Annotated in this window: 18 protein-coding genes; all 18 read right to left on the reverse strand. The window is 50.0% G+C overall.

All coding sequences use genetic code 11. The annotated features are described in order from the left end of the window. Positions 1 to 121: 121 nt before the first annotated feature. Positions 122 to 1,069, reverse strand: a complete 948-nt coding sequence (locus L6442_RS21745; RefSeq protein WP_212980597.1) for a bifunctional riboflavin kinase/FAD synthetase — start codon at positions 1,067 to 1,069, stop codon at positions 122 to 124. A 226-nt stretch (positions 1,070 to 1,295) separates the two neighbouring features. Then, positions 1,296 to 2,213: a tRNA pseudouridine(55) synthase TruB gene (truB, locus tag L6442_RS21750; protein ID WP_212980596.1), complete on the reverse strand. Its 918-nt coding sequence runs from the start codon at positions 2,211 to 2,213 to the stop codon at positions 1,296 to 1,298. Then, positions 2,210 to 3,187 (reverse strand): DHH family phosphoesterase, encoded by a 978-nt coding sequence (locus tag L6442_RS21755; protein ID WP_194230470.1) that lies wholly within the window; start codon positions 3,185 to 3,187, stop codon positions 2,210 to 2,212. The genes truB and L6442_RS21755 overlap by 4 nt, the downstream gene beginning before the upstream one ends. 23 nt (positions 3,188 to 3,210) lie before the next feature. After that, positions 3,211 to 3,564 carry a 30S ribosome-binding factor RbfA gene (rbfA, locus tag L6442_RS21760; RefSeq protein WP_194230471.1) on the reverse strand — a complete coding sequence of 118 codons (354 nt, stop codon included), beginning with the start codon at positions 3,562 to 3,564 and terminating at the stop codon, positions 3,211 to 3,213. 18 nt (positions 3,565 to 3,582) lie between these two features. Next, positions 3,583 to 6,210, reverse strand: a complete 2,628-nt coding sequence (gene infB / locus L6442_RS21765; protein WP_212980595.1) for a translation initiation factor IF-2 — start codon at positions 6,208 to 6,210, stop codon at positions 3,583 to 3,585. After that, positions 6,203 to 6,526 carry a YlxQ family RNA-binding protein gene (locus tag L6442_RS21770; RefSeq protein WP_194230473.1) on the reverse strand — a complete coding sequence of 108 codons (324 nt, stop codon included), beginning with the start codon at positions 6,524 to 6,526 and terminating at the stop codon, positions 6,203 to 6,205. Before L6442_RS21770 ends, infB begins: the two co-directional genes overlap by 8 nt. After that, positions 6,519 to 6,827 carry an RNase P modulator RnpM gene (gene rnpM, locus L6442_RS21775; protein WP_194230474.1) on the reverse strand — a complete coding sequence of 103 codons (309 nt, stop codon included), beginning with the start codon at positions 6,825 to 6,827 and terminating at the stop codon, positions 6,519 to 6,521. Before rnpM ends, L6442_RS21770 begins: the two co-directional genes overlap by 8 nt. A 28-nt stretch (positions 6,828 to 6,855) precedes the next feature. Further along, positions 6,856 to 7,953 carry a transcription termination factor NusA gene (gene nusA / locus L6442_RS21780; RefSeq protein ID WP_194230475.1) on the reverse strand — a complete coding sequence of 366 codons (1,098 nt, stop codon included), beginning with the start codon at positions 7,951 to 7,953 and terminating at the stop codon, positions 6,856 to 6,858. 249 nt (positions 7,954 to 8,202) lie between these two features. Continuing rightward, positions 8,203 to 8,664: a ribosome maturation factor RimP gene (rimP, locus tag L6442_RS21785; protein WP_194230476.1), complete on the reverse strand. Its 462-nt coding sequence runs from the start codon at positions 8,662 to 8,664 to the stop codon at positions 8,203 to 8,205. A gap of 221 nt (positions 8,665 to 8,885) precedes the next feature. Continuing rightward, positions 8,886 to 13,202, reverse strand: a complete 4,317-nt coding sequence (locus tag L6442_RS21790) for a PolC-type DNA polymerase III (RefSeq protein WP_212980594.1) — start codon at positions 13,200 to 13,202, stop codon at positions 8,886 to 8,888. A 176-nt stretch (positions 13,203 to 13,378) separates the two neighbouring features. Beyond that, the gene (gene proS / locus L6442_RS21795) at positions 13,379 to 14,827 is read right to left on the reverse strand and encodes a proline--tRNA ligase (RefSeq protein ID WP_212980593.1); all 1,449 of its coding nucleotides are present in this window, start codon (positions 14,825 to 14,827) and stop codon (positions 13,379 to 13,381) included. 61 nt (positions 14,828 to 14,888) lie between these two features. Continuing rightward, a complete protein-coding gene (gene rseP / locus L6442_RS21800; RefSeq protein WP_212980607.1) occupies positions 14,889 to 16,160 on the reverse strand; it encodes an RIP metalloprotease RseP in 1,272 nt (423 codons plus the stop codon). Positions 16,161 to 16,439: 279 nt separating this feature from the next. Beyond that, positions 16,440 to 17,579 (reverse strand): 1-deoxy-D-xylulose-5-phosphate reductoisomerase, encoded by a 1,140-nt coding sequence (locus L6442_RS21805; RefSeq protein ID WP_212980592.1) that lies wholly within the window; start codon positions 17,577 to 17,579, stop codon positions 16,440 to 16,442. Positions 17,580 to 17,599: 20 nt separating this feature from the next. Continuing rightward, the gene (locus L6442_RS21810) at positions 17,600 to 18,400 is read right to left on the reverse strand and encodes a phosphatidate cytidylyltransferase (RefSeq protein WP_194230480.1); all 801 of its coding nucleotides are present in this window, start codon (positions 18,398 to 18,400) and stop codon (positions 17,600 to 17,602) included. 20 nt (positions 18,401 to 18,420) lie between these two features. Continuing rightward, the gene (locus L6442_RS21815; RefSeq protein ID WP_194230481.1) at positions 18,421 to 19,188 is read right to left on the reverse strand and encodes an undecaprenyl pyrophosphate synthase; all 768 of its coding nucleotides are present in this window, start codon (positions 19,186 to 19,188) and stop codon (positions 18,421 to 18,423) included. Between the two features lie 72 nt (positions 19,189 to 19,260). Continuing rightward, on the reverse strand, positions 19,261 to 19,815 hold the full coding sequence (gene frr / locus L6442_RS21820) for a ribosome recycling factor (RefSeq protein WP_212980591.1): 555 nt from the start codon (positions 19,813 to 19,815) through the stop codon (positions 19,261 to 19,263). Beyond that, positions 19,815 to 20,543 carry a UMP kinase gene (gene pyrH / locus L6442_RS21825; RefSeq protein ID WP_194230483.1) on the reverse strand — a complete coding sequence of 243 codons (729 nt, stop codon included), beginning with the start codon at positions 20,541 to 20,543 and terminating at the stop codon, positions 19,815 to 19,817. Before pyrH ends, frr begins: the two co-directional genes overlap by 1 nt. Positions 20,544 to 20,859: 316 nt before the next feature. Continuing rightward, on the reverse strand, positions 20,860 to 21,510 hold the full coding sequence (gene tsf / locus L6442_RS21830; protein WP_194230484.1) for a translation elongation factor Ts: 651 nt from the start codon (positions 21,508 to 21,510) through the stop codon (positions 20,860 to 20,862). Between the last annotated feature and the right edge of the window lie 43 nt (positions 21,511 to 21,553).

A 21,553-nucleotide genomic window follows, 5' to 3' on the forward strand; every position in this document is an offset into this window, starting at 1 on the left:
CGTTAGCCTCGTTACCGTCGGTGAGATCGCGTAACCAAGCCAAGGTTATTGGCCGCTGTCTCCAGCGACGTTTATCAGTATAGCATACTTCGCGGCAAAAAGTAAATGTTAGCAAGGCCGATTATTGGGACGAGTATAAAATCTCTCTGGCCTTCCCTGCATCGGCCTGAATTTGAGCGACCAGCTCCTGGATGGAAGGGAATTTCCGTTCCGACCGGATATAGGAAACCAAATCTACCGTTAGCTCCTCGCCGTAAATATCACGGTCAAAATCCAAGAGATGAACCTCAAAGCTAGGTAAAGTTACACCCTCCTGAAACGTCGGCTTGACCCCCAAGTTCATAACGCCAGACAGCCACTGCCCCTGGACCAGCGTGCGGACGGCATATACGCCTTTTGCCGGAACGACGTATTTATCGATCAATCGAAGATTTGCTGTTGGAAAACCGATGGTTCTCCCCCGCTTGTCGCCATCAACCACTACGCCGCGCAAACGATAAGGACGTCCGAGCAAACGGTTCGCTTCTTCCACCTCGCCGCTTTGCAGGGCTTTGCGGATTGCGGAACTGCTCACCTTTTCGCCTCCCTGCTCGAAGGGCGGGATAACTTCCACATCCATGCTGCCCCCGCCGAGCTCACGCAGCGTTTCGGCGTGGCCAGCGCCCTTGTAGCCGAAGCGGAAGTCAAAACCGACGATAGCCGTTTTGACTTTCAGCGCAAGCAGCATTCCGTCCACAAAAGTTTGCGGACTCAGCTCGGAAAAAACTTCGCTGAATTCCACTATATAGAGAAGGTCTACGCCCAATCGAGCCATCATTTCCTGTTTTTCCTTCAGAGGCGTCAAATTCCCTTCGTAATTCCCTTTCTTCATCACATCCTTGGGATGCGGATGAAAAGTCATTACCGCGCACGGAAGCCCTTGCTGCTTCGCCAGCCTGACAGCTGAGGAAATGACGCTTGCATGTCCCTGATGCACGCCGTCGAATTGTCCGATAGCCACAACTTGCGGTTCCGCATACTCTTGGGTAATGCCGACGGACAGGGGATAGGATAAATTGATAGTCTTCACAGCGTTCTCACCTGCAATTCGATTTTGTTATCCATATAGAGGTTGTTCAAAAAGTCCGCTTTTGATCACGAAGTGAATCAGGAAGCGGGCTCGGCATCGAATCTTGAATTCAGCCGGGCCTTCCGGTGCTCACGTACCTAAACGTACGCTCCGCTCCTCAGTCCCTAGCTTCATTCAACCTTCTCGGTGCTGAAAACCGACCTTTTTGAACACGCACTTATAGAAATTATATCTCCGGCAAAAACACTTTGACCGGAGCGATCGCTCCCGTTTCTTCCTGTTTCTCGAAGATTCCCAAAAAAACGCCTGCGCTATTATACAGCCGGATATGACCCGCAGTCTTGACCTCCGGCGACACCGCCCTGCCTGAAAGCCTTTGGCCCTGAAGAGCCGCAGCCGCTTTGTCATCCGCTACGGTATGGGCCGGCAGATGCCTGATGGCGTGATCCACCTTGATTAGACGGCTTTGCAATTCACCGGCCTGCATGAGCCGTTCGATCTCTTCCAGCGACAGGCAGTCCGCAGACGTTATGCCGGCAGACATCGTGCGGGTCAGCTTAACCATGGTCGCCGGAAGCCCGAGGGCACGTCCGATATCCACGCACAGCGTTCGGATATATGTCCCTTTGGAGCAAAGCGCTCTAAAGGATATATCCAAGAACGGGCCGTTTCGTTTCAAATCTTTCATTTCGATTTCATATATCGTGACTTCACGGCTTTTGCGCTCTACCGTTTTGCCTTCACGCGCAAGTTCATACAGCCGTTTGCCATCGACTTTAACTGCAGAATACATGGGAGGAACCTGGGAAATAGTGCCTACAAACGACTTGAGGACTTTTTCAGCCTCCTCAGACGTAACCGAGACATAATCCACCTGCTCGATAACACTGCCTGTAAGATCTTCCGTATCTGTAGCCATTCCAAGCCGCAGCGTCGCTTCATATTCCTTGGGCAGTTCCTGCATATACTCTACGACTCGTGTCGCTCTGCCAAGACAAAGCGGCAGCACGCCTGTCACTTCCGGGTCCAGCGTACCCGTGTGGCCAATGCGCTTCATTTTCAAAATCCGGCGCGTTCTGGCGACGACATCATGCGAAGTCATTCCTGCCGGTTTATCGACGGCCAAAACTCCCTCAAGACTCATAAATATGATTTCACCCGCTCTACTACCTGCTCAATGATGGATTCCAAAGAACCCTCCACGCGGCATCCCGCCGCACGAACATGCCCGCCGCCGCCAAAGCTTTGCGCAAGGGCCGCCACGTCGACTTTACCTGCTGAACGAAGGCTCACTTTCACCGCATTGTCATGGATAACTTTAAATAAAATGCCGACTTCCACCCCATGAATGTTGCGAGGATAGTTGACGATTCCTTCGAGATCCTCATTGGCTGCTCCGGTTTCCTGCATATGCTCCGGTGTAACGTATACCCAGCAAATTTTGCCGTCAGGCGTCATTTCAAGCGTGTTCAGCGCCTTGACAAGCACCTTCATTTGCGGCAGTGTCATCGCTTCAAGCAGATTCTCGGATAATTCCGGGCCGTTGACGCCATATCCCAGCAGTTCGGAGGCAATTCGCATCACTTTCGGCGAGGTATTGGAATAACGGAAGCCGCCGGTATCCGTCAGCAGTCCGGTATATATCGCCGAAGCGATATCGGTCGTCCACTCGAAGTCAAAGCGATGGATCAGATCATACAAAATTTCGGCGGTTGCAGCAGCTTCCGGCTGAATCAGCGCAACGTTCCCGTAACGGTTGTTGGTTGGATGATGATCGATATTGAGAATGAAAGCACCCTCTTCAAAATAGCGGGATGTCTGCCCGACTCTGCCGAAATCAGCGCAATCCACACATATCACATGCTTAAAGGTGCGGTCAAGCGGCGTTTGTTCCATATTGACAATCCGGTCGGACAAAAGCAAAAAACGCATCCGTTCCGGAATCGGGCCTTCATTGATCAAAGTGAATTTTTTGCCCAGACATGAGAGAAGCCAGCCCACGGCTACGGTGGAACTGACTGCATCTCCATCTGGCTGAATATGCGACACTACTAGAAAATCATCATGCTTTTGCAGAAACTCTTTCGCCTGCTCAAGCAACTGTTCATAGGTCTGCATTGCCGTCTCCTTTAAAACTGGATTTAGTTCGTATCGTTTTTGCTTATCTCGCCGAGCAGCTTTTCGATATGGCTGCCATAAGCAATGGATTCATCGAACTTAAAAATCAGCTCGGGTATGTGGCGAAGCCGGATCCGCTTGCCAAGCTCCGAACGGAGAAAGCCGTTTGCTTTCTCCAGAGCTTTCAGCGAATTCGCCTTCTGTTCTTCGTCTCCAAGCACGCTGAGATAAATTTTGGCTTGGGATAGATCATTCGTTACATCCACGCCGGTTACCGTCAGGAAACCGATGCGCGGGTCCTTAAGTTCACTCTGGATGAGTTGGCTCAGTTCCTTTTTGATCTGTTCGCCGACCCGCCCAACACGTATTTTGGCCATGCCTGCTCACCTCTTTACTTACTTGCGCTCGACGGCCTCCATGATGAATGCCTCGATGATGTCGCCCTCTTTAAGGTCATTATAACCTTCAATGGTGATCCCGCATTCATATCCTTGGGCAACTTCTTTGGCTTCATCTTTGTAGCGTTTGAGCGTATCGATTTTGCCTTCGTGAATAACAATGCCTTCCCGGATCAAACGCACTTCCGCATTCCGCGCGATTTTGCCCTGCGTAACCATGCAACCGGCAATCGTGCCCACTTTGCTGATTTTAAACAGGTTGCGGACCTCGGCATGACCGATGACCACTTCTTTATATTCAGGATCCAGCATTCCCTTCATAGCCTGTTCAATTTCTTCAATCGCTTTGTAAATGACGCGGTGCAGACGGATGTCAACCTTCTCTTGTTCCGCCGTTGCCCCGGCTTGCGGATCCGGACGAACGTTAAAGCCGATGACGATCGCGTTCGAAGCTGCAGCCAAAATGATATCGGATTCCGTGATAGCGCCAGCGCCGCTGTGGATGATTTTTACGCGTACGCCTTCCACTTCGATTTTGGCCAGGGAACCTTTCAGCGCTTCAACCGAACCTTGAACGTCGCCTTTGATAATGACATTCAGATCCTTGATTTCTCCGTCTTTGATATGTTGGAACAGATCATCCAACGTAACGCGAACGTTGCTGCCGAGATCGGACTGGCGCTGGGTGATGGCCCGTTTTTCAGCGATCGAACGCGCTTTGCGCTCGTCTTCAAATACCATAAGCGGATCTCCCGCCAATGGAACTTCAGTCAAACCGGTAATTTCAACCGGAGTGGAAGGTCCTGCTTCTTTCAGGCGGCGTCCTTTGTCGTTCACCATGGCGCGAACGCGTCCAAAACAGTTGCCTGCAACGAAAGCATCGCCGACTTTAAGAGTGCCATGTTGAACAAGGACACGTGCAACCGGACCGCGGCCTTTATCCAGCTCGGCTTCAATAACCGCGCCGCGCGCGCGTTTATCCGGATTTGCTTTATATTCGTTCACTTCGGCAACCAGCAGGATCATTTCGAGCAGATCTTCCAGGCCGATTTTTTGCTTCGCCGAAACGTTGACAAAAATCGTATCCCCGCCCCATTCTTCAGGAACCAGGCCGTATTCGGTCAGCTCTTGCTTCACCCGGTCCGGATTGGCCGCCGGCTTGTCGATTTTATTTACAGCTACGATAATCGGCAGTTCCGCCGCCTTCGCATGGTTGATTGCTTCTACTGTTTGCGGCATTACGCCGTCATCTGCCGCAACAACGATAATGGTAATATCCGTAATCTGTGCACCGCGTGCGCGCATTGCCGTAAAAGCTTCGTGGCCCGGGGTATCCAGGAACGTAATCTTCTTGTTATTGATTTCAACTTGGTAAGCACCGATATGCTGCGTGATGCCGCCCGCTTCTCCGCCGGTTACATTCGTGGAGCGAATGGCGTCGAGCAAAGTCGTTTTACCGTGGTCAACGTGACCCATGATCGTAACCACCGGCGGACGTGTTCTCAGATCCGCCGGATCATCGTTTTCCTCGGTGTTCTCGAAGCGGTCGTCTTCAACAACGATCTTCACTTCAACCTCAACGCCGAACTCTCCGGCAAGAAGGAGAATGGTATCGATATCAAGCTCTTGGTTAATCGTAGCCATAACGCCCATCAATATCAGCTTTTTGATAACCTCGGAAGCGTCTTTATGAAGCAGTTTGGCCGTTTCGCCTACGGTCATATTGCCGCGGACGATGATTTTCTTCGGCGTGTTGTCGATTTTCTCGCGCGGTGGCTGATTCTGCTGCTGTCTGCCTCTGTTGTTCTTGCCGCCGCGGTTGTTCCGGTTAAAAGAACCGGATTTATTGTTGCCGTCTTCAAACCGTCTGGAATTTCCGCCCTTGCCGCGGTTCTGGTTCTGGCCTTGATTGCGGTTGCCGCCGCGGTTGTCATTTTGTCTGGAGAAGTTATCGCTCGAGCCGCCTTCTTGGGAAGGACGGGATCCCGACTGCTGCGGACGACCTCCGGATTGCTGTGGACGGCCTTGGTTCGTACGCTGTCCACCGGATTGTTGTCCGCCGGGACCGCGGTTTGCTCCTCCCTGATTCGCTCCTTGCGGTCGTCCGCCTTGGGAAGATCCCTGATTGCGGTTGCCCGCATTTGGGCCTGCGTTTTGGCTGCGCCCGCCTGTTCCGTTATGCTGTCCTTGCGGCCGGCCGTTTGACTGTCCGCCTTGACCGGAATAATTTCTGCGGGAATCTTGCCCGCCTTGGGTTCGCTGGGAACTGTTTTGTGTGGTTTGATTCGATTTATTATTCATACTTACCTGCTTTTCCTGTTGTTTTTGGCCTTGGCCGGTTTGCCGGCTGCCTTGATTTTTCTCCGTCCGACTATCGTTTTTTACAGAAGATGTATTAGCTGTCGTTTGTAATTCCCCGCTTTCTCTTTTCGCAGCGGCATTCGATTTGATATCTCGAAAAAATTGTTCCACTTTTGAGACCGTATCATTCTCCATCACGCTCATATGATTATTGACGGGAATGTTCAATCGTTTCAAAATGGTAATAATTTCTTTGCTGCTCATATTTAATGATTTTGCATATTCGTATACACGCAGTTTGTCTTTACTGTCTTGTTTACTCAATATACTCCACCTCCGACATTATCTCCAGACTTTTGGAGATCATTTCTGCGAATCCTTGATCCGTAATTGCGAGCACAACTCTTTCGGGTTTACCGATGCTTGTGCCCAAACGTTCGCGGTCAAATCCGATCACCAGAGGGATGTTGTACGTTCCGCATTTATCGCGGAACTTTTTCTGTGTATTTGCTGAGGCGTCTCCCGCAAGGATAACAAGCTTTGCTTCTGAAGACCGTATCGCTTTCAGCACAATCTCGTCACCGGTCAGCACCTTCCCTGCACGCATGGCAAGACCCAGACGGGAAAAGAATTTATTCATTGTCCAACCTTTCTTTACCCGCTAAAAATTCATCCTCCACCGAGATAAAATCCTCGGCCAGCTGCTCATAAATTTCCGGTTTGACATGATGCTTGAGGGCGCGATCCAATGATTTGTTTTTTTGTGCCAGCTTGAAACAGGAAACTTTACCGCACAGGTAAGCCCCCCGGCCCGACTTCTTGCCGGTCAGGTCGATCAGCACCTCGTCATCAGGCGTTTTCACAATGCGGATCAGTTCTTTTTTCGGCATCATTTCCTGGCACGCCACGCATTTGCGCAAGGGCACTTTTCTTTGCTTCATTATGGCACCGACCCCCGTCTATCAGAGTTTAATCGACGGACACGGAATCCTGATGCATCTCAGCCGAAGAAGTTTTCGGTCTGCCGAATTCCTGTTCCGCCTGACTTTCGCTTTTGATGTCGATTTTCCAGCCTGTCAGCTTGGCCGCAAGCCGCGCGTTTTGGCCCTTAATGCCAATCGCCAGGGACAGCTGGTAGTCAGGCACGATCACGCGTGCCATTTTTTCTTCTTCAAACACGATCACTTCGAGAACTTTGGAAGGACTCAAGGCGTTAGCCACATATTCCTCAACCTGTTCCGAGTAGCGAACGATGTCAATTTTTTCTCCGCGCAGCTCATTGACAATGGTCTGCACACGCAAACCCTTAGGCCCCACGCAGGAACCGACAGGATCCACTTCCGGATTGCGGGAATACACCGCGATTTTGGAACGGAACCCAGCTTCGCGGGCTACGGAACGGATTTCAACCACGCCGTCGAAAATTTCCGGCACTTCAAGCTCGAACAGACGCTTCAAGAGCCCCGGATGCGTGCGGGACAGCAGGATTTGCGGACCCTTCGTCGTATTTTCAACCTTGGTGATATACGCTTTAATCCGGTCGCCATGCTTGAATTTTTCATTCGGCATCAATTCGCTGAGCGGAAGCACGGCTTCGATTTTGCCGAGATCCACATAGAAATTGCGCAGATCCTGACGCTGAACGGTACCTGTTACGATATCTTCCTCTTTATCGATAAAGGCGTTGTAGATTAGTCCTCTTTCCGCTTCGCGGATGCGCTGTGTTACGACTTGCTTCGCCGTTTGTGCGGCGATGCGGCCGAAATCGCGTGGCGTCACTTCAATCTCGGCGATATCGTCGATCTGGAAGTGCGGATTGATCTCCCTTGCCGCCGGCAAGGAAATTTCAGTGCGCGGATCCAGAACCTCTTCCACAACCAGTTTGCGCGCATATACCTTAATAACCCCCGAATTACGGTTCATATCGACGCGCACATTTTGTGCTGTATTAAAATTACGTTTGTAGCTGGAGATCAGCGCGGCCTCAATGGCCTCGAACAAAATATCCTTGCTAATCCCTTTCTCTCTTTCCAGTTCGTTCATTGCCTCAATAAAATCCATACTCATTGGAAATCGATTCCCCCTTTCATCACATGCACTAAAGGCGTAGACGGCTTTGCCGTCTTTAACAGGTGAAGCTTGCATTTCGCGACATAAATCCAGAAATTCGTACTCGGTGCCCAGTCTTATCAATTCCTGGATTTTAAGAAAAACGTCTATCGACGTAATCTCTCTGAAGACAGACCGCGTCTAGATGAAGCTTTTCTTGCGATTATAGAATTGTTCAGCGTAAGAAAACTTATATATTCTATAATCTTAAAAAATAATGGCCAGTCGAGCACTGGCAACTTTCGCATACGGTACGGTATATTGCTTCTTTCCCGCAGAGATGACAAGCTCATCATTCTCAAAAGACAGAAGCCGGCCTTCAAATTCTTTCAGGCCATCAATCGCTTCGTACACGGTAACAAACACATCTTTGCCGACGGCTTTGGCAACATCTTCGCTTTTTTTCAGCGGACGTTCGGCTCCAGGGGAAGATACCTCCAGAAAATAAGCGGTTGGAATCGGATCATTCTCATCCAGCTTCTGGCTTAGGTATTCACTGATCATGCCGCAATCGTCAATGTCGATACCGCCCTCCTTGTCGACGTACACGCGCAGGAAATAGTTGCTGCCTTCCTTCACGTATTCCACGTCAACAAGCTCAAAGTTATGCTCATCCAGAAAGGTGTGGACCATTTCTTCAACAATTCCCTTGATCTTCGGTGTGCTCAAAGATTATTACCTCCAAGACTTTCAATATCCTATATACCAAAGAGTAAAGAGTGGGTCGCCCCACTCTTTAAACAACGGTTTTATCTCCATGATTGCCAAAAAAATTATAACATAGTCTGGCAGCACTGACAAGTATCTCTCCTTGACTCCCGCCAAGCTGCAGCAAGGCGTCCACGATTTAAGCGGATTGTCAAGTCCGGATAATCATCCATTCATTGTCTTTAGAATAAAGATAACTGGTTGCTTTCCGGAAGGCCGCGGAAGCAGCCCATTTGTGTCAGCAGTTCAATAATCGACTTACTCGCTTTGGACTTCTGTTGGAAATCCTCGATCGACAGGAATTCCCCCTGTTCGCGGGCGGCCGCAATGTTGCGCGCCGCGTTTTCCCCGATCCCCTGCATCGCCGAAAACGGAGGAATCAAGGAATCTTCATCAACGATAAATCGGGTTGCCTCCGAGCGGTATAGATCCAGGTTCTTGAAGCTGAAGCCGCGTGCGGTCATTTCAAGCGCCATTTCCAGCACCGAAAGCATGCTTTTCTCTTTGGTGGTAGCTTGGAATCCCTTCTGCTCGATTTCTTCAATCTGGCGGTAAATCGCATCGTAACCCTGGCAGCAAAGTTCGATATCAAAATCCTCGGCGCGAACCGAGAAATAGGTCGCATAATAATGGATCGGATAATACAGTTTGAAAAATGCCGTCCGCACCGCTGAAATAACATATGCGGCAGCGTGTGCTTTCGGGAACATGTACTGGATCTTCAGGCATGAATCAATGTACCATTGCGGCACTTTGCATTTTTTCATCTCCTCGATCCATTCCGGCGTCAGCCCCTTGCCCTTCCGCACGCTTTCCGTAATTTTAAAGGCCAGACTGGCATCCATTCCCGCTTTGTAAATCAGAAAGAGCATAATATCATCACGACAACCGATTACCGTTTTGATGTTGCAGGTTCCGTTTTTGATCAGTTCCTGAGCGTTGCCCAGCCAAACTCCCGTTCCGTGGGACAAACCCGATATTTGCAGCAAATCGGCAAAAGAAGAAGGTTTCGATTCGATCAGCATCTGGCGGACGAACTTCGTCCCCATCTCCGGCACGCCGTATGTGGCGACCGGAGTCCTGATCTGCTCGGGCGTCACTCCGAGCGCCTCGGTCGAGTTAAACATGCTCATCACTTTCGGGTCATTCATTGGAATGGTGGTCGGATCGACCCCCGTCAAGTCCTGCAGCATCCGCATCATCGTCGGATCATCATGCCCCAGAATATCGAGTTTGAGCAAGTTCGCATCGAAAGCGTGATAATCGAAGTGGGTCGTCTTCCATTCCGCGCTGGTATCATCCGCCGGATACTGGACAGGAGTAATATCCTCAACCTCCATGTAATCCGGAACGACGACGATACCACCTGGATGCTGGCCCGTGCTGCGTTTAACGCCTGTACAGCCTGCAGCCAGGCGGCTCAGCTCGGCTCCGCGCCATTTCTTATGGTGGTCTTCTTCATACTTTTTCGCATAACCAAAGGCCGTTTTCTCGGCTACCGTACCGATCGTTCCGGCACGGAACACGCATTTCTCGCCGAATATCTCCTTAGTATAGTTATGAGCATGAGGCTGATATTCACCCGAAAAGTTAAGGTCGATATCGGGAACCTTGTCGCCCTTAAAGCCGAGGAAGGTCTCAAATGGAATATCCTGGCCTTCCCCCTTTAGATGGCCTCCGCATTTCGGACAGGTTTTGTCTGGAAGGTCAAATCCGCTCGGTACGCTGCCGTCAAGGAACCACTCGCTGTACTTGCAATCCTCGTTCTTGCATATATAATGCGCCGGGAGCGGGTTAACTTCGGAAATGCCGAGGAACGTAGCAACGACAGAGGAGCCGACGGAACCACGGGAACCGACCAGATAACCGTCTCGATTCGATTTCTTAACCAAACGTTCCGAGATCAGGTAGTTGGCCGAGAAGCCGTATTTAATAATCGGTTCAAGCTCTTTTTCCAGACGTGCAACAACCACCTCCGGCAGCTCTTCCCCATAAATCGATCTTGCCGTTTCATAGCAGGTATTGCGGATTTCTTCATCCGCGCCTTCGATAATCGGCGTAAATAGCTTGTCAGGGAACAATTCCAGCTCTTCAAAACGATCAGCCAGATCATTGGTATTCTTGACCACGACCTCCATGGCCTTCTCCTTGCCCAGGAACTCAAATTCTTCCAGCATTTCATCTGTTGTACGCAAATGGGCATCCGGTTTACGGATATCCTTCAGCGGACTGAATCCGGTAATGCCATGGATCGTAATATCACGGAACAGCTTGTCCCCCGGATTAAGGTAGTGCACATTGCCTGTTGCAATGACAGGCTTGTTCAGCTTCTCGCCTATATCGCAGATCGTTTTGATGGCCGCCTTCAGCTCTGTCGGGCTGCCTACCAATCCTTTGTCCACCAGATGCATGTACATGGTCAGCGGCTGGATTTCAAGAATATCGTAGAATTGAGCCACTTCAATGGCTTCCTCTACCGTCTTGTTCAGCACCGTTTCAAAAAACTCGCCTTTCTCACAGCCGGATATAATGAGGAGACCTTCCCGCATTTCCTCCAGCTTGGATTTCGGAAGGCAAGGTACCCGCTTAAAGTATTCGGTATGGGACATCGAAATAAGTTTAAATAAGTTCTTCTTGCCCGTCATATTCAACGCGTAAATACCGCAGTGAAATGGACGGGTGTTGGACAAGTCCGTGCCGACATAATCATTCAGACGGTCGAGCATGGTCAGTCCCTTGATTTTCTCAGCATCAGCCAAAAGGCCGTTCAAAATGCCGGCCAGCGCAATGGTATCATCAATGGCCCGGTGATGGCTTTCCAGCAGCACCTTGTATTTATCTGCCAGGGTATTCAGCCGGTGATTCTTCATGGTCGGATGAAGCAAACGGGCCAGCTCCAGCGTATCCAAGGCCGGATTGTCCAGCTGCGGCATACCGTACTCTTTCAGGGAAGCTTGAATGAAGCCAACGTCAAAACGTGCGTTATGGGCCACAAGAATGCCGTCGCCTACAAACTTAACGAATTCCTTCAGAACCGGTTCCAGATCAGGCGCATCCTTGACCATCTCATCCGTAATATTGGTCAGCTGCTGGATATGATACGGGATCTTTTCATGCGGATTGACGAAGGTGGCATACCTGCCGATTTCCTGTCCTTCATGCATTTTGACGGCGGCAAGCTCCGTAATTTTACTGTTCGTAATCGACAGACCGGTGGTCTCGATATCAAATACGATATAGGTGGCCGATTTCAGCTCGATCGGCTGCGGCTGCAGCACGACCGGTACGGAGTCATTCACCACATTGGCCTCTACGCCGTAGATCATTTTGATACCGTTCTTTTTCGCTGCTTTGGCTGCGTCGGGATAGCACTGCACACCTCCATGATCGGTAATGGCAATCGCTTTATGTCCCCATTTGGCCGCTGTTTTGATATATTGGTCGACCGGCGTTACCGCATCCATCGTACTCATAGTCGAATGCAAATGAAATTCCACGCGCTTCTCGGGGGCATTGTCTTTGCGTGCAGGCGGTGCCTGTACCTCCACCAAATCCGAAGGGATCATCACAAGCTCGGGAATCTGCATAAAGCGGTCATATTCAACGCGCCCGCGCGCTTTAACCCACTTGCCGTTCGCCAGCAAACTCATAATTTTAAGATCTTCCTTCGTCTTTGCAAACATCTTCATTTGCAAAGAGTCACTGAAGTCGGTGAGATTAAACATAAACAAGGTGCTGCCATTGCGAAGTTCCTTGCTGTCCAACCCGAAGATGGTGCCCTGAATCGTAATTTTCTTTTCTTCATCCTGAATCTCCTGGATCGGCACGGGCTGATCCTTGATATCGTAGCCGACCTGTAGGCGGACCTCTTCGCCATCTTCCTCTTCGCTGCGCGCTTCGGCTTCCAGGCTGGACATCATCTGCTGGATGACTTCGCGTTCCTCCTGAAGTTTCTTCTGCTCAAATTCTTCATAAGCGTCCCTGCTGATTTCTCCAACCTGAACTTTGACATGAAGCGAAAGCGCAAAATATTGCTGATAAAACCGGATAATGGCCTGATCGATTTTCTTTTTGCGGGCCAGCTCCAGCGAGGTGTTGTCAGACATGGTGACGAGCAGCGTGTCCCCGTCGAGTTCATGCCCGGCTCTCGCCATCCAGCCGTTCACAGAAGGGACCTCCCTGTGAACCCACTCCAAGAACAAATTCCAATATGTGTTTACAATCTCTTCGGGATCCACGGAAGAATGATATTTGAAAACAAACGATATTTTAGCGATATGCTGCAGTTTATCCCGAAGCTTCAGGCAAAAATTCCGGTATGCTTCCGCAGGCACCAAACTTTCCTTGGAGATGAAAATGACCCACTCCTGATTGGTCCGGCTGATTTCAACCCGCTCAATGCATCCGTCCAAAAAATAAGGATCGATCAGTCCGGGGGGGATTTCACCCTGCTTCATCAGAAGCTCAAACCGTTTTCTCTTCTCGTCAGACTTGTCCATTTTCTCTTCCCCCTTGCTCCCTCACTTGCTAAAAACGAAAAGCTTCTGAATCCAGCATATAATACCGGGTTTCATCACCTGGCCTATTTCTGGCAGAAGCTCCTCATTTATTTTATTCCAAGCCATCCGTTTTCGTAAGCAAATACCGAAGCGGATGGCATCATATAATGCAGAACTTAATACGCTCTGGCAAAAACGACCGTATGTTTGGCAGGTTGCCCGCAAACCAGGCAGGTATGCTTTTCTTCGGAAGGGTTAAACGGAATGTTCCGGCTCGTCGCGCCAGTTTCCTCCTTCACCTTGCTTTCGCATGCTTCCGAGCCGCACCAGCCGGCCAGGGAGAAACCGCGTTTTTCTTCCATGCTTGCCTTCATTTCTTCCAGCGTATCAACGGAATAAAAATTATTGTTCATAAACTGCTTCGCACGTTCGAACATTTCGCGCTGTACCTGATCCAGCATCGTTTGAACCTCTTCGACAAGGTTGGCCTGCTGCACCACTTTTTTCTCGCCGCTAATCCGTGATACAAGCACGCAGACGCCGTTCTCCATGTCGCGGGGTCCGATTTCGAGACGCACAGGCACTCCGCGCATTTCGTATTCGTTAAATTTCCAGCCTGGACGCAAATCGGTACGGTCGTCAACACGTACGCGAATGCCTGCTTTTTTCAGTTCAGCAAACAATTCGTCCGTACGTCCCACGACGGCATCCCATGTTTTGGGCGGTCCGATCGGAACCATGATTACCTGGGTAGGAGCCACTTTTGGCGGCAACGCCAGTCCGCGGTCATCCCCATGCACCATGATCATGGAGCCGATTAAGCGCGTGCTTGATCCCCAAGAGGTCGTATGAACATACTCCTGTTTGTTTTCGCGGCTTAAAAATTGAATGTCGAAAGCCACCGCGAAATTGGTTCCAAGATAATGGGATGTTCCGGCCTGCACGGCACGTCCATCCTTCATCATCGCTTCGATCGAGTAGGTTTCCACCGCGCCCGCAAATTTCTCGGACGGCGTTTTTTGCCCTGTAATGACCGGAATTGCCAAATATTCTTCCACGAAGTCGCGATAAACCTCGAGCATTTTCATCGTTTCTTCGCGCGCTTCTTCTTCCGTCTCGTGAGCCGTATGGCCTTCCTGCCATAAAAACTCGCTGGTACGGAGGAACGGCAGCGTCCGTTTCTCCCATCTAACGACGTTAGCCCACTGGTTGATCAAAACGGGCAGATCGCGGTAGGATTGGATCCATTTTGCATACATATGCCCAAACATCGTTTCGGAGGTTGGACGGATCGCCAGACGCTCCTCGAGTTTGTCGCCGCCCGCTTCGGTTACCCAAGGCAGCTCCGGATTAAAGCCTTCGACATGCTCTTTTTCCTTTTGGAAGAAGCTCTCCGGTATAAAGAGCGGGAAATAGGCGTTGCGGTGTCCCGTTTCTTTGAAACGGCGATCCAGCTCTCTTTGAATATGTTCCCAAATTTCATAACCGTCCGGACGGAACACGATACAGCCGCGGACCGGCGAGTAATCCATAAGATCTGCTTTTTTAATCACATCGATATACCAGCGCGAGAAATCTTCCTCCTGCGGCGTAATCTCAGTCACAAATTGTTTATCGTTTGCCATAAAGATGGATTTCCTCCCAAAAATGTTCTCTTTCGCAAACTGCGTAAGAAGTTCATCTCAATTATCCGTTGATTAATCTTAGAATATCATTATAGGTGACCGCAATCATTAATAGGAAGAGCATCGCAAAGCCCACAAAGTGGACCATCCCTTCCCGGCCCGGATCAATCGGCTTTCCTCGCACCGCCTCGACGCCAAGAAATACAAGACGGCTTCCATCCATTGCCGGAATGGGCAGCAGATTGAAAATTCCGAGATACAAACTCAGGATTGCAGCCCAATACGTAAGCTGGACGATACCTTGCTTGGCAATCTGGCCCGTCACTTCAAAAGTCCGCACCGGACCGCCGATGTCGTTCATATTGAACTTTTTGATCAACTTGCCGAAACTCTGGAAAGTGATTTTGGTCCAATCAACCATAGCGGCTCCTGCTCCGGTAAAGGTCTCGCCGATGCCTGCCTTGCGGGTTGGAAGCTGAGTGGTAATCCCCACTTTCCCACCTTCCTGCCCTTCTAATGTACGCGGCGTCATCGTCACGTTAAACACTTCATCTCCGCGGCGGATCGTCCACTTCATCGGTTTACCTTTGGACTTGGCCGTCATATCGATCATTTTCTGAGAATCGGTACCGATTCTGACACCATTGACCGTGTCGATAATGTCGCCTTTTTTCAAATGGGCTTCATCCGCCGGCATCCCTTTCGAGACTTCCCCGATGACGATGTACGTCGGATTCTCAAGCGGAATTCCAGCCATTTGTAAATGAACTCCGAACAAAATAAACGCCAATATAAAGTTCATCAGAGGTCCCGCAAAAATGGACAACGCCCGTTGGCCGACCGACTTGCTGGCAAACTGGCGATCCCGCGGAGCGATTTGCGTTTCCTGGGATTTTGCCACCAGCATCGCCTGCGGATGGACCGGGTACTGCTGGATTTCACCATCCACGTCCAGACGGATTTTCAAGCTGTCCGTCAAATCGATGAACTCCACTTCCCCGCGGATTACGTTTTTGCGGTTGTCCAATTGATCCAAATAGATCTTTTTAACTTCATCGTCCTTGACCCGAATCGCGACCGTTTGCCCCGGATGGATCTCCACGAGCTCCGGATCTTCACCGGCCATGCGGGCATAACCTCCAAACGGCAGTAAACGAAGCGTAAATTGGGTCTCGCCGCGTTTATAAGAAAAAAGCTTCGGACCAAAGCCGATCGCAAACTCCCGCACCAAAATGCCGGCGCGTTTAGCGAAATAATAATGTCCCCACTCATGCACGGTTACAATGACGAAAAACATGAGCACTGTCAAAAAAACTACCTGCACCATTTCCAATTCATCGCATCCCCCTTCTTTGTCTGAGACCGAAGCTGCATAATCCATAAATCAATGGCATCCATGGATTCTAAGGCAGATTCATTATCCATCACGGCGGACTAATGCAGTCCCCTGATTTATACGGATGAAAGCATCCAGGCTCGTCTGCGTTTTTAGTCTTTATAGATTATCATTATTCTCCGGCCCCGCACAAGAGAATCACTAATCGCTATTGAGCCATTTTTTAGATAAGGGAGAAGAGTGGGTTGCCTGCGGTTAAGAAATTCCAGCCGCATATTACAGCTTGGCCGCAATTTCCCGGGTGAGCTTGTCGCAAGCTTCAATTTCCGCAAGTTCAGGTTCCGGAATGTTGCTATGCTGATCAAGCACTCTTTCGATGATATCCTCAATTTGCAAAAATGAAATCTCTTTGCGCAGAAACCGCGCAACCGCCACCTCGTTTGCGGCGTTGAATGCAGTGGTGGCTGTACCACCCATTTTACCACAATCATAAGCCGCTCTTAAACACGGGAAGCGCCCGAAGTCCATTTCGCGAAAATGAAGTTTTCCTACCTCAGCCAACGACAGGCGTTTTGAAGGGGATTCCCAACGTTCGGGATACGTGAGCGCATATTGAATCGGCACCCGCATATCCGGATTGCCGAGCTGGGCAATAATGCTTGTATCCTTGAATTCCACGAAGGAGTGGATAATGCTTTCGGGATGCATAAGCACATTGATTTTCTCATACGGCAGGTCAAACAACCAGTGGGCTTCGATTACTTCCAACCCTTTGTTCACCATGGTGGCGGAATCGATCGTGATTTTGGCTCCCATGGACCAGTTCGGATGCTTAAGGGCGTCTTCGACGGTGACATCCTTAAGCTCTTCGCGCGTCCGGTCACGGAAGGAACCGCCTGAAGCGGTCAGCGTTATGCTCGCCAGATCCTGACGGCGTTCACCGTTCAAACATTGAAATATGGCCGAATGCTCGCTGTCGATCGGCAGGACTGAGACGCCTTTTTTACGCGCTAGCGCCGTTACGATATGTCCCGCCGTGATCAGCGTCTCCTTATTGGCCAGTCCAATCGTTTTTCCCGCTTCGATTGCCGCAAGCGTAGACGGAAGCCCCACACTGCCCATCACTGCGGTAACGACCAGATCGGCGTCCGTACCTGCGGCAATTTCAATCAGGCCCTGGTCTCCGTAATATACCTTCGTTCCCGCAGGCACTTCCGTTTGAATTCGCTCCGCCTGCTCGCGTGTTGCCACCGAGACCTTCCGGGGATTGAACTTGCGTACTTGCTCCAAAAGCAAGCCGGCATTATTCCCGGCCGCGAGGCCTTCGATTTGAAAATGTTCGGCATGCTTCGCCACCACATCTAGGGTCTGCGTTCCAATCGAACCCGTGGATCCCAGCACACTAATTTTTTTCATAATGAAACCTTCTCTCTATTTTAATAAGGCATCAGCATCATGATATGTACGAACGGAAAGACGATAATCCAACTGTCGCACCGGTCCAAAATACCGCCATGCCCCGGCAGGAGCGTGCCCGAGTCTTTGATCCCGTAAACGCGTTTGTATGCGGATTGGATTAAATCTCCCAACTGTCCGACCACGGCGCAAGCAAGCCCGATGGCAAGGGCTCGTCCTAAGCCGAGAATGCCTCCAGAAAACAGAGAAAAGACCATTGCGGTGGCCATCGATATCACGACGCCTCCAAGCGCGCCTTCAATGGTCTTATTCGGGCTGATCGCCGGCCAAAGTTTGTTTCTGCCGATCCATTTCCCTACAAAATAAGCTCCTGCGTCACTGGCCCATATCGAGCAAAGCAGCAGGAACGTCCAGAACAGGCCGTAGCCGTCGGGAGTGCTGCGGGAAGCGGCAATATATGAAAAGCCGGTTCCGACATAAACAACGCCCAAAAACAGCATGGCCGCTTGTTGGATTCCAATTTTATTTTTCGTGATGACGGTCACCAGCATAAACAAGAACATCAGCAGCCAGACGGTATGATCCCATGAAAGAGGAAAGTCGATATTCAGCAGCTCCCACGGAAACATAAACGTCAAAACTCCCAAATATCCAAGCAAGGCTGTGCCGCCAAAGGGAGATACCTTGGTCATCCGCACGAATTCATAGTATCCGATCATTGCCATCGCCAAAACGATGAGATGGAACGGAAGCCCTCCAAGCAGGCAAAATCCCAAAAAAACAACTCCAGCAATGACTCCGGTAATCAGTCGTTGTTTCAACGATTCTCTCCTCCATCAGGCTAAGTCAGTCCGCCATATCTCCGCGTCCTGCGCTGGTATTCGGCAACAGCTTCATATAAATAATGCTCATTGAAATCAGGCCAATAAACATCGGTAAACCACATTTCGCTGTACGCCATCTGCCACAGCATAAAATTGCTGATTCGCATCTCTCCGCTGGTTCGTATGATCAAATCCGGATCCGGAATTCCGCTGGAGAGCATATACTGATCCAGCATTTCCTCCGTAATGTCTTCCGGCTTCAAAGTCCCCGCTTCGATTTTCCGCCCCAATTCTCGCATGCAATCAGTAATTTCTTTCCTGCTGCCATAATTAAGCGCGAAATTAAGCACCAGCCCGTCATTGTCCGCCGTGCGGCGAACAGCTTCCTCCATGGCGTTTATCGTGTAGGAAGGCAAACCTTCGCGATCTCCCATCATCCGAACCTGTACATTATTCTCGATCAGTTCTTCCAGCTCTATAGCCAGGAATTCCTGGGGCAGACGCATGAGAAAGTCGACTTCGTCTTTTGGACGCTTCCAATTTTCAGTCGAGAAGGCGTACAATGTCAAATATTTGATTCCCAGTTTATCCGCGGCGATCGTCGTCCGTTTCACGGCCTTCATTCCGCTTCGGTGCCCGATAAAACGGGGAAGCCCTTGCCTTTTCGCCCAGCGACCGTTGCCATCCATAATAATCGCGACATGTTCAGGAACATTGTCTATAGATGGCGCAGACGGCTCCATTTTGTCTTCCCGTGTCCACCACGATCGAACTCGTTTGATCATTCTAGTTCCTCCATGCGGGTTTCTGCAAAAAAAGACACAAACCCCACCATTATAGGAGGGGCCGCAAGTCTCTTATACTTCCATGATCTCTTTTTCTTTAGCTACGAGCACTTTGTCGACTTCCGCGACGAATTTATCCGTCGTTTTCTGGATATCTTCCTGGTGACGGCGAGATTCATCTTCAGATATATCGGTTTTTTCCATTTTTTTAATGTCGTCGTTCGCGTCGCGGCGGATATTGCGAATGGCCACTTTGGCTTCCTCGCCGAACTTCTTGGTCATTTTCACCAATTCCATGCGGCGTTCTTCCGTCAGCGGCGGAATGACAAGGCGGATCGTATTCCCGTCGTTTGCAGGCGTCAGTCCAAGATCGGATTTCAGGATAGCTTTCTCAACGTCGGCCAGCGAAGATTTATCCCATGGCTGAATCATAAGCGTGCGCGAATCCGGCGTGCTGATGTTGGCCAGCTGATTTAGCGGGGTCATCGCTCCATAATATTCGACTTGAATCCGGTCCAGAAGCGCTGGAGTCGCGCGTCCGGCACGAAGGGTCGCCAAATCTCTTTTCAAAGCGGAGATCGCCTTATCCATGCGCTCCTCCGCGTGTTTTTTCACCGTTTGAGGCATTAATCTACACTCCCTTTAACGATCGTTCCGATTTTCTCGCCTTGAACGACCCGTTTAATGTTTCCTTGCTCGGTAATTGCAAATACGATCAGTGGAATGTTATTGTCCATGCAGAGGGAAGATGCTGTGGAGTCCATCACACCCAGGTTTTTATTCAATACATCAAGATAAGTCAGCTGTTCATATTTCTGTGCCGTGCTGTCTTTGAAAGGATCAGCGGAATAGACGCCATCCACTTTGTTTTTGGCCATCAGAATCACTTCGGCTTCAATCTCAGCTGCGCGCAGCGCGGCTGTCGTATCTGTCGAGAAGAACGGGTTGCCTGTGCCAGCCGCGAAAATAACGACACGGCCTTTTTCCAGATGGCGGATGGCTCTGCGGCGGATGTAAGGCTCGGCAATCTGCTGCATGGCGATGGAAGTCTGCACTCGCGTCGGAACCTCAATTTGTTCCAGTGCATCCTGCAGTGCAAGCGAGTTCATCACCGTAGCCAGCATCCCCATGTAGTCAGCCGTTGCGCGATCGATGCCGCTGGAGCTGCCTGCGATGCCGCGCCAGATATTGCCGCCGCCGCATACAATTGCGACCTGAACGCCCAGTTCCACAACTTCTTTCACTTGTTCAGCGATCGATGAAATCGTCGCCGCATCAATGCCATAACCATTTTGGCCTGCCAGAGATTCCCCACTAACTTTCAAGACAACTCGTTTAAATATAGGCTCTTTCAAAATGTTTACCCTCCACTTTAAGACAGCACCTGTCTGGTGCCCGTTTAAGAAACCGTCTTTGCTACCTGCCCTATTAGTGGTTTGAACAACCTCTATATACAGAGCATACCAGAACTGATGTCACTTCACATACTCTAAAGAAAAACTTCCGATGTCGGCTTTCTTGCCTTGCAGCGGATGTTTTTCTTACGAGATCAGGTGGTATTTCACGCAAAGCTTTTGTTTTTCTGATCTCTGAAAAAAGAGGGAACACTGGCGTGTTCCGCTCTTTATTGTACAATATTCCCTCTAAAGCATAAACCGTTGCTTATGGAGTTTAGTTTTTCACTTGCGCCATAACTTCTTCTGCGAAGTTTTCCACTTTTTTCTCCATGCCTTCGCCCAGTTCGTAACGAACGAAACGGCGGATCGAGATATTTTCACCGATCGTGCTGATTTTTTCTTTCAGCAAAGTAGCGATGGTTTTATCCGGATCTTTGATGAAGGACTGCTCGAGCAAGCAGAATTCTTCGTAGTATTTGCCAATGCGGCCTTCAACCATTTTTTCAACGATTTTTTCAGGCTTGCCTTCATTCAGAGCTTGAGCCTTCAAAATTTCTTTTTCTTTTTCAATTTCCTCTTGTGGCACCTCTTCACGCGCTACATAACGAGGGCTGGAAGCCGCGATATGCATAGCGATGTCACGTGCAAACTCTTTGAATTGATCGGTTTTGCCGACAAAGTCGGTTTCGCAGTTGATTTCAACGAGGACCCCGATGCGGCCTCCACCGTGAATATAAGATTCCACAACGCCTTCTGTTGCAACGCGTCCAGCTTTATTCGCTGCCGCAGCAAGACCTTTTTCGCGAAGAAGTTCAACCGCTTTCGTGATGTCGCCGTTTGCTTCTTCCAGCGCTTTTTTACAATCCAACATACCTGCGCCTGTTTTTTCACGAAGCTCTTTTACCGCACTAGCACTAACTGCCATAGATATTCCCTCCAAAAGTTTTGTTCATTAGTTTGTTCAATGC

The sequence above is a fragment of the Paenibacillus azoreducens genome (assembly GCF_021654775.1).
In the GTDB taxonomy this organism is placed as follows: domain Bacteria; phylum Bacillota; class Bacilli; order Paenibacillales; family Paenibacillaceae; genus Paenibacillus_AQ; species Paenibacillus_AQ azoreducens.

Bases quoted from the DNA above. Each gene is read 5' to 3' on its own strand.
- tsf (WP_194230484.1), bottom strand. From the start codon at position 21,510: ATGGCAGTTAGTGCTAGTGCGGTAAAAGAGCTTCGTGAAAAAACAGGC.
- frr (WP_212980591.1), bottom strand. From the start codon at position 19,815: ATGCCTCAAACGGTGAAAAAACACGCGGAGGAGCGCATGGATAAGGCG.
- proS (WP_212980593.1), bottom strand. From the start codon at position 14,827: ATGGCAAACGATAAACAATTTGTGACTGAGATTACGCCGCAGGAGGAA.
- nusA (WP_194230475.1), bottom strand. From the start codon at position 7,953: ATGAGTATGGATTTTATTGAGGCAATGAACGAACTGGAAAGAGAGAAA.
- L6442_RS21770 (WP_194230473.1), bottom strand. From the start codon at position 6,526: ATGAATAAATTCTTTTCCCGTCTGGGTCTTGCCATGCGTGCAGGGAAG.
- L6442_RS21805 (WP_212980592.1), bottom strand. From the start codon at position 17,579: ATGAAAAAAATTAGTGTGCTGGGATCCACGGGTTCGATTGGAACGCAG.
- L6442_RS21815 (WP_194230481.1), bottom strand. From the start codon at position 19,188: ATGATCAAACGAGTTCGATCGTGGTGGACACGGGAAGACAAAATGGAG.
- L6442_RS21755 (WP_194230470.1), bottom strand. From the start codon at position 3,187: ATGCAGACCTATGAACAGTTGCTTGAGCAGGCGAAAGAGTTTCTGCAA.
- rbfA (WP_194230471.1), bottom strand. From the start codon at position 3,564: ATGGCCAAAATACGTGTTGGGCGGGTCGGCGAACAGATCAAAAAGGAA.
- L6442_RS21790 (WP_212980594.1), bottom strand. From the start codon at position 13,202: ATGGACAAGTCTGACGAGAAGAGAAAACGGTTTGAGCTTCTGATGAAG.
- rnpM (WP_194230474.1), bottom strand. From the start codon at position 6,827: ATGAAGCAAAGAAAAGTGCCCTTGCGCAAATGCGTGGCGTGCCAGGAA.
- truB (WP_212980596.1), bottom strand. From the start codon at position 2,213: ATGAGTCTTGAGGGAGTTTTGGCCGTCGATAAACCGGCAGGAATGACT.